This is a genomic window from Collinsella sp. AF11-11 (genome assembly GCF_003465485.1).
GTDB lineage: Bacteria > Actinomycetota > Coriobacteriia > Coriobacteriales > Coriobacteriaceae > Collinsella.
On sequence record NZ_QSAS01000003.1, the window covers coordinates 254,711 to 261,049 of the forward strand.

6 protein-coding genes and 2 tRNA genes are annotated in these 6,339 nt (G+C 63.7%); all 8 read right to left on the reverse strand.

The features are described 5' to 3' along the window. Nucleotides 1-52 precede the first annotated feature (52 nt). The 8 genes from DWV58_RS04030 to DWV58_RS04065 all read right to left on the reverse strand — a co-directional run bounded on the left by DWV58_RS04030 (nt 53) and on the right by DWV58_RS04065 (nt 6,194). Nucleotides 53-982: a pseudouridine synthase gene (locus tag DWV58_RS04030; protein WP_117629380.1), complete on the reverse strand. Its 930-nt coding sequence runs from the start codon at nt 980-982 to the stop codon at nt 53-55. Between the two features lie 22 nt (nt 983-1,004). Beyond that, nucleotides 1,005-1,733 (reverse strand): SMC-Scp complex subunit ScpB, encoded by a 729-nt coding sequence (scpB, locus tag DWV58_RS04035; protein ID WP_117767302.1) that lies wholly within the window; start codon nt 1,731-1,733, stop codon nt 1,005-1,007. An 11-nt stretch (nt 1,734-1,744) separates the two neighbouring features. Further along, nucleotides 1,745-2,554, reverse strand: a complete 810-nt coding sequence (locus DWV58_RS04040; RefSeq protein ID WP_117776262.1) for a ScpA family protein — start codon at nt 2,552-2,554, stop codon at nt 1,745-1,747. A gap of 84 nt (nt 2,555-2,638) precedes the next feature. Next, the gene (locus tag DWV58_RS04045) at nt 2,639-3,322 is read right to left on the reverse strand and encodes a site-2 protease family protein (RefSeq protein WP_117776263.1); all 684 of its coding nucleotides are present in this window, start codon (nt 3,320-3,322) and stop codon (nt 2,639-2,641) included. 9 nt (nt 3,323-3,331) lie between these two features. Further along, entirely contained in the window at nt 3,332-3,628 is a 297-nt protein-coding gene (locus tag DWV58_RS04050) for a hypothetical protein (protein WP_233540499.1), read from the reverse strand. Beyond that, on the reverse strand, nt 3,615-5,648 hold the full coding sequence (locus DWV58_RS04055) for an ABC-F family ATP-binding cassette domain-containing protein (RefSeq protein WP_117776264.1): 2,034 nt from the start codon (nt 5,646-5,648) through the stop codon (nt 3,615-3,617). The genes DWV58_RS04050 and DWV58_RS04055 overlap by 14 nt, the downstream gene beginning before the upstream one ends. Nucleotides 5,649-5,723: 75 nt before the next feature. Further along, nucleotides 5,724-5,796: transfer RNA gene (locus DWV58_RS04060), tRNA-Ala, on the reverse strand. 322 nt (nt 5,797-6,118) lie between these two features. Further along, nucleotides 6,119-6,194 (reverse strand) — tRNA-Ile (locus DWV58_RS04065). Between the last annotated feature and the right edge of the window lie 145 nt (nt 6,195-6,339).

Genomic DNA, 6,339 nt, shown 5'->3' on the forward strand with positions numbered 1-6,339 from the left:
CGGTGGTTGACGTGCTGGTATGGTTCGCGGGCGTTGGGGCGCGGCGGGTTGCCTAGCCTGTGTAGCGCTCGCGGTAGGTGTTGCGCTTGGGTGCGGAGCCGTGGCTGCCGTGGTGACGCGTGCGGCTGGCGGGCGTGTCTTGGGGCTTGCCGCCGTTGCGCTTGGCGCTCGCCTGCTTGGGCGGGATGCCGCCGCTTTTAAGGATCTGCACCTCGCGGTCGGTGAGCTCGCGCCACGAGCCCTTGGCCACGCCCTCGAGCTCAAGGCCGGCAAAGTTGCAGCGGTGCAGGCGGATCACAGGATGGTGAATCTTGCCCAGCATGCGCTTGACCTGGTTTTTACGACCCTCGCGGATTATGACCTCCACGGCGGTGGTGCCGGGTTTGACGCCCTGGGGAGCTACGGCCTCGGCCTCGCGCGCGTTGATGACGCGGCAGATCGCCGGCTGGCACAGGCCGTCGTCGAGCTCGATGCCGCTGCGGAGTGGTTCCAAGTCGCGGTCGGACAGCCGTCCGTCCACGAGCGCCTGGTAGGTCTTGTAGACGTGCTTGCTGGGGTGCAGCAGATCCTGCGACATGTCGCCGTCGGTGGTAAAGAGCAAAAGGCCCGTGGTGTCGCGGTCCAGGCGGCCCACTGGAAACAGGCCCGGAAAGCGGTCGCGCGGGACCAGGTCGGCCACGCAAGGGCGCTCCTGCGGGTCGCTCATGGTGGTGAGGTAGCCGGTCGGCTTGTAGAGCATCAAGTACACGGCGCCCTGGTTGAGCTTGACGGGCATGCCGTCGACCTCGATGTGATCGTGGTCGACATCGACCTTGGTGCCCAGCTCGGTCGCGACCTCGCCGTTGACGGTCACGCGGCCGGCGGTCATTAGGTCCTCCGAGCCACGGCGGCTCGCCACGCCCGCGCGCGCCAAAAAGCGCTGCAGGCGCATGGTGTGCGGATAGACGGGCTGGGCGTCGGTGGCGGGTACTGCGTTACCCATGGCGCGCGTCTCCCCTACTTCGTTAGTCCTCGTCATGCAAATCCTCCGAGGTCTCGTCGACGACCAGGGTTTCCAAGTCCTTGACTGCCTCAACATCTTCAACATCGGTATCGAGCAGTTCGCGCTCTTCGTCCAGGTCATCGGCCTGCTCCTCGAGCGTGGACTGAATGCTGCGGCCGCTCAGGCGCTCGCGGATAAACTGACGCGATTGCTCGTCGGGGGCAAACTGCTCCAGGTCGGGCAGGTCGCGGGTGGAGCGCAGACCGAACTTTTCCAAGAAGGCGTTGGTCGTGCCGTAGATGATGGCTTGACCTCGCTGGGGGTCGCGGCCGAGCTCGCGCACTAGACCTTTGTCGACGAGCGACGCGATGACGCCGTCGGAATTGACGCCGCGGATGCCCTTGACCACCTCGCGCGTCACAGGCTGGTGGTATGCGATGACGGCCAGGGTTTCGAGCGCCGCCTGGGACAGCTTTTGCGTGTCCCAGCTCAACACATAGGCCTCGACCACGTCGTGGTAAGCGGGGTGCGTGAACAGGCGCCAGCCGCCGGCGACCTCGCGCAGCTGAAAGCCACGGTTGGCCTCCTCGTACTCAACCTTGAGCTCGGCGAGCAGCGACGCGCACTCGCCGGGGGCGATATCCAGTGCGCCGGCCAGCGCGGGCGCACTCACCGGGTCGCTCGACACCAGCAGCAGCGCCTCGAGGGCGCCTTTGAGGCTGTTTGCCTCCAGCGTGGAAAGGGTTGACATGGTTGCGGCTCCTATTCGGTGAGCTCGGGGCCCTCGCCGGGCACGTAGGCCTCGGCGCCCTCGACGCGGTTGATGCAGATGGTTCCAAAGATCTCGTCCTGGCTCAGCGTGAGCGAGCCGCGCTTGGCGAGCTCCAGCATGGCCAGAAAGGTGACGACGAGCTGCTCGGTGGTGGCATCGCCGTCCAGTAGCTCGCGGAAGGTGCAGGTTTGGTGCGCCATGGTAAAGCGGTCGACTGAGGCCACGGTCAGGTCGAGCGGCACGCGATGCGGCGCCACATGCTCGGCCTCCAGCAGGAAGGTCTGGCGCTTGCCGTCCAGGTCGGCACAGATGACGGCGAGACCGCGCAGCGTGATGCCGGCAAGGTGGTCGGGCATGAGGCCTAGGAACTCGGGGTCGGGGCCGGCTACGCGCGGATGCATGCGGCTTTCGGCCTGCATGCGCGCACCGAGGGCCGCAGCCGCGCCTTTAAACTGCTTGTAGGCGATCAGGCGCTGAATCAGGACCTCGCGTAGGGCGTCCCCGTCGAGCGTGCTAAGTTCTTCGAGGTCATCGTCGATCTCGTCATCGTCATCGGCTTTGCGCGGGGCCTCCTGCGGCACCAACGAGGCGGCCTTGATGTCCAAAAGGGTTGCTGCGACCAGCAAAAAATCGCTCGCCACGTCCAGGTCCAGCGCCTCGATGCGCTCGGCTTCGGCAAGGTACTGCTCGGCCACCTCGCTGATGGAGATAGCGCTGATATCTACTTTTTGGCGGGTTACCAGCTGCAGCAGCAGGTCGAACGGTCCGCTGTAGACCTGCGTCGACACGCGATACGACATCTTCGACCTCCTTTGACGGCGCCTTCGCGGCGCGGTTTGGGTGCATGTTACGACCGTTTTGCACGGTCGACCTGTAAGTTTACCTTAGATGCCGGCGATTGCGAAGTTGAGCAGCTGCTCAGCAAGCGGATACACGGTAACGTCGAAATAGCGGCCGATCACGTCGATGCCGGTCCACATGGGCAGCAGGTACAGCACCAGGATGAGGATGGGCATAGCGTATTGCTGCAGACGATAATAGTTGTTGAGCGCCTTGCCTTTGAGGAACGGCACGATGATCGACGAGCCGTCGAGCGGCGGGATCGGGATAAGGTTAAAGAACGCGAGCGACAGGTTGACCACGATAAAGGTGGCGCCGAAGTTCATGATTTGGGACGCCACGGCAAAGGACATGCTGGTGTAGAGGTTGCCGTACGTTGCGTGCATGAGGGCGGCCGCGAGGCACGCGAGTGCGATGTTCGACGCGGGGCCGGCCACGCTCACCAGGACCTCGTCGCGCTTGGGGTGCTTGAGGTTGTTGAGGTAGACGGGTACGGGTTTGGCGAAGGCGAACACTGGGCCGCCGGCCGCAAGCATGAGCAGCGGCAGGATGATGGTGCCAAACGGGTCGATATGGTTAAGCGGGTTGAGCGACACGCGGCCGCGCGAACGGGCCGTCTTGTCGCCGAGCGCCCAGGCCGCGGCGGCGTGCGCACTCTCGTGGATCACGATGCCTAGGATGACGGCGACCGCGCTAGCAAGCAGGTTCATCAGGTAGCTGTTGGACATGGCGCTCCCCTAGCGGACGCGGCGCGAGGCACGCGTAAGCAGGTAGTCGGCCACAAACAGGATTACGGCGACGATGGCGTAATCCAGGCGGAAGACGCCGCCAAAGGGTGATGTGACGACGCCGTAGCCGGCGATGGCGTTCGGCAGCGCGCGTGAAAGCTCAACAACAAAGCCCACGATCTGCAGCTTGGCGGTGAGGCCGCTAAAGCACAGCAGCACGGTCATCGCGCTCATAAAGATGCCGCAGATGCGACAAGCGATGGCGATGATGCTCATCGCCACGGCAGCGGCCTTACGAGAGTTCACGCGCGGTCTCCTCTTCGATCTGGGTGGAAAGCTCGAGCCATTCGTCCTCGAGCTTGGGCAGCTCTTGCTTAAGGCCGTTATATTCCCCCAGCGCGGCGTTGAACTTGTCCTGATCGGCATAAAGTTCTTCGCTTGCCATCAATTCCATAAGCTCATCATAGCGGGCACGTTTTTTGTCGAGCTCTGCCTCGATCTTCTTGAGCTGGTTGCGCACGCCCTTGAGCTTTTTGTTGAGCGCGGCACGGGCTTGGGCCTCGGCGCGCTTTTGCTCCTTGGTCTTTTTGCCCTCGGCAGGCTTAGACGCGGCGGCAGGGGTGTCGGCCTGGGCGGCGCTGGCTTTGGTGGACTTGGCCGCGGCGGGAGCACTCTCCCCTGCCGCCTCGGCGGCGGCGCGGGCCGCAAGGTCCTCGCGCTTGTAGAGGTAGTAGTCGTAGTCGCCGTCGTAGACCGTTACCTTGCCATCGCGGATGTCGATGACGCGGTTGGCCACGGCGCGTACCAGGTGCTCGTCGTGGCTGATCAGCACGATGGTGCCGGGGAAGTTTTGCAGGGCGTTCTCGAGCATGTCCACCGAGTCGATGTCCAAGTGGTTGGTGGGCTCGTCCAGGCACAGGAGCGCTTCGGGGGCCACGAGCATCTTTGCCAGGGCCAGACGCGCTTTTTCGCCGCCGGAGAGGACGCGGACCTGCTTCTCGATGGAATCGTTGTCGCTAAACAGGAAGGCACCCAGCAGGCTGCGCTGCTGCGGCACGGTCCACTTGGGCGTGACGGTGTCGATCTCTTGCAGGACGGTGTTGGACTCGGTCATGCCCTCGAGCGCGTGCTGGGCGTAATAGGCCACGCCCACGTTGGTGCCCAGGTCGCGGGTGCCGGTGGTGGGCGGCTCCAGTCCGGCGATGATCTTCATGAGCGTGGACTTGCCGGCGCCGTTGGGGCCGACGAGCGCCACGTGCTCGCCGCGGTAGAGCTTGAGGTCGATATCGCTGTAGATGTGTTTGTTGCCGTAGGACTTGGACACGCCCTCGAGCCCCACGACCATGTCGCCGGAGCGCGGCGGGTCGGGGAACTTAAAGTCGATGTGCTTGTGGCCTTCGGGTAGGATGACAAGCTCCTTTTTGATCTGCTCGATCTTGCGGATGCGCTCCTGGGCCTGGGCTGCCTTGGTGGGCTTGTAGCGGAACTTGTCAACGAAGACCTGCATATGGGCGATGTCGCGCTCCTGGGCGGCGCGCTTGGCGCGCATCTGCTCAAGGTTGTCCTCGCGCTGCTTGAGGTAGCTACTGTAGTTGCCGGTGTAGGTGGTCACGCGGCGGTTTTCGAGAGCGGCGACATGGTCGACGCAGGCGTCCATGAAAGCGCGGTCGTGGCTGACGATGAGCACGGCGCCATCGTAGTTGGCGATAAAGCCGCGCAGCCACTGGACGCTTTCGAGGTCCAGGTGGTTGGTGGGCTCGTCCAGAAGCAGCAGGTCGGGGTGGCGCAGGAAGAGCTTGGCGAGCGCGATGCGCATCTGCCAGCCGCCCGAGAACTCGGAGCATGGGCGCTCAAAGTCAGTGACCTTAAAGCCCAGGCCGGACAGGATCTTGCGGGCGTTGCTCTCGAGCTCGTAGCCGCCCAGGTGCTCAAAGCGGTCCTGGACCTGGCCGTACTCGTTAAGGAGTGCGTCGACGTCCTTGCCCTGCTCGGAGAGCTCGGTGATCTGGGCCTGCAGCTCGTTAGCGCGCTCGCCCATGCGGCGGATTTCCTTGGCGGCGGCCATGACCTCGGCAAGGATGGTGGTGTCCTTGTGCTCCAGATTAGTTTCCTGCTCTAGGTAGCCCACCTGGCAGTCCTTGGCGTACTGGACCTGGCCGGCGTCGGGACTGTCGATGCCCATGATGATTTTGAGCATGGTGGTTTTGCCGGCGCCGTTGGGTCCCACAAGCGCGAAGCGCTCGCCGGGGTTGATCTGGAAGGACGCGCCGCTAAAGAGGACGCGAGCGCCGAAGCTTTTTTCGATCTTGTCGACCAGGAGGATCATGCTGCCGCCTTTGACCTTGTGTGCCTATATGAAAAAAGGCCCCAACTTGCGTTGGAGCCTCATTCAATGCTCGGGTGGAGACGAGGGGGATCGAACCCCTGACCTCTTGACTGCCAGTCAAGCGCTCTCCCAGCTGAGCTACGCCCCCGTGCGAAGAAGTACTATACGGGAACTCGGACGGCGATGCAAGGAAATTTTTGGAAAAACTTTCCGGGGGCGCGGGCGCCGGAGTCCCGCGGGGCCGCGACGGCGGAGACCGTTGCCCGCGGGGCCGATGCGCGCGCGTCCAGGGCGTCTGGGCCCCTCGATGCCCGAGTAAGCCCGCGGGGCGCGCCCCGCGGGCGGGCGGCGGCATCGCAGGCAGCCGACCGAGGGCGCCCGGAAATGAGCAAGCAGGCTATTTGCAAGTGAAAACTAATGCCATGAAAAAGAAAACAGGCCAGACATATTGCCTGACCTGTTGAAAAACCTGGTGGGCCCTCCGGGATTCGAACCCAGAACCCAGGGATTATGAGTCCCCTGCGCTAACCGTTGCGCCAAGAGCCCTTATAAAGTGGCGCTTGCAGTTGGGGTGGCAGAACAGCCTCCAACGCTTTGAACCACGATGTGAAATACTACCATGCGCGCGGCACCCGTTCAACGCACGATCTTGTCGACCAGGAGGATCATGCTGCCGCCTTTGACCTTGTGT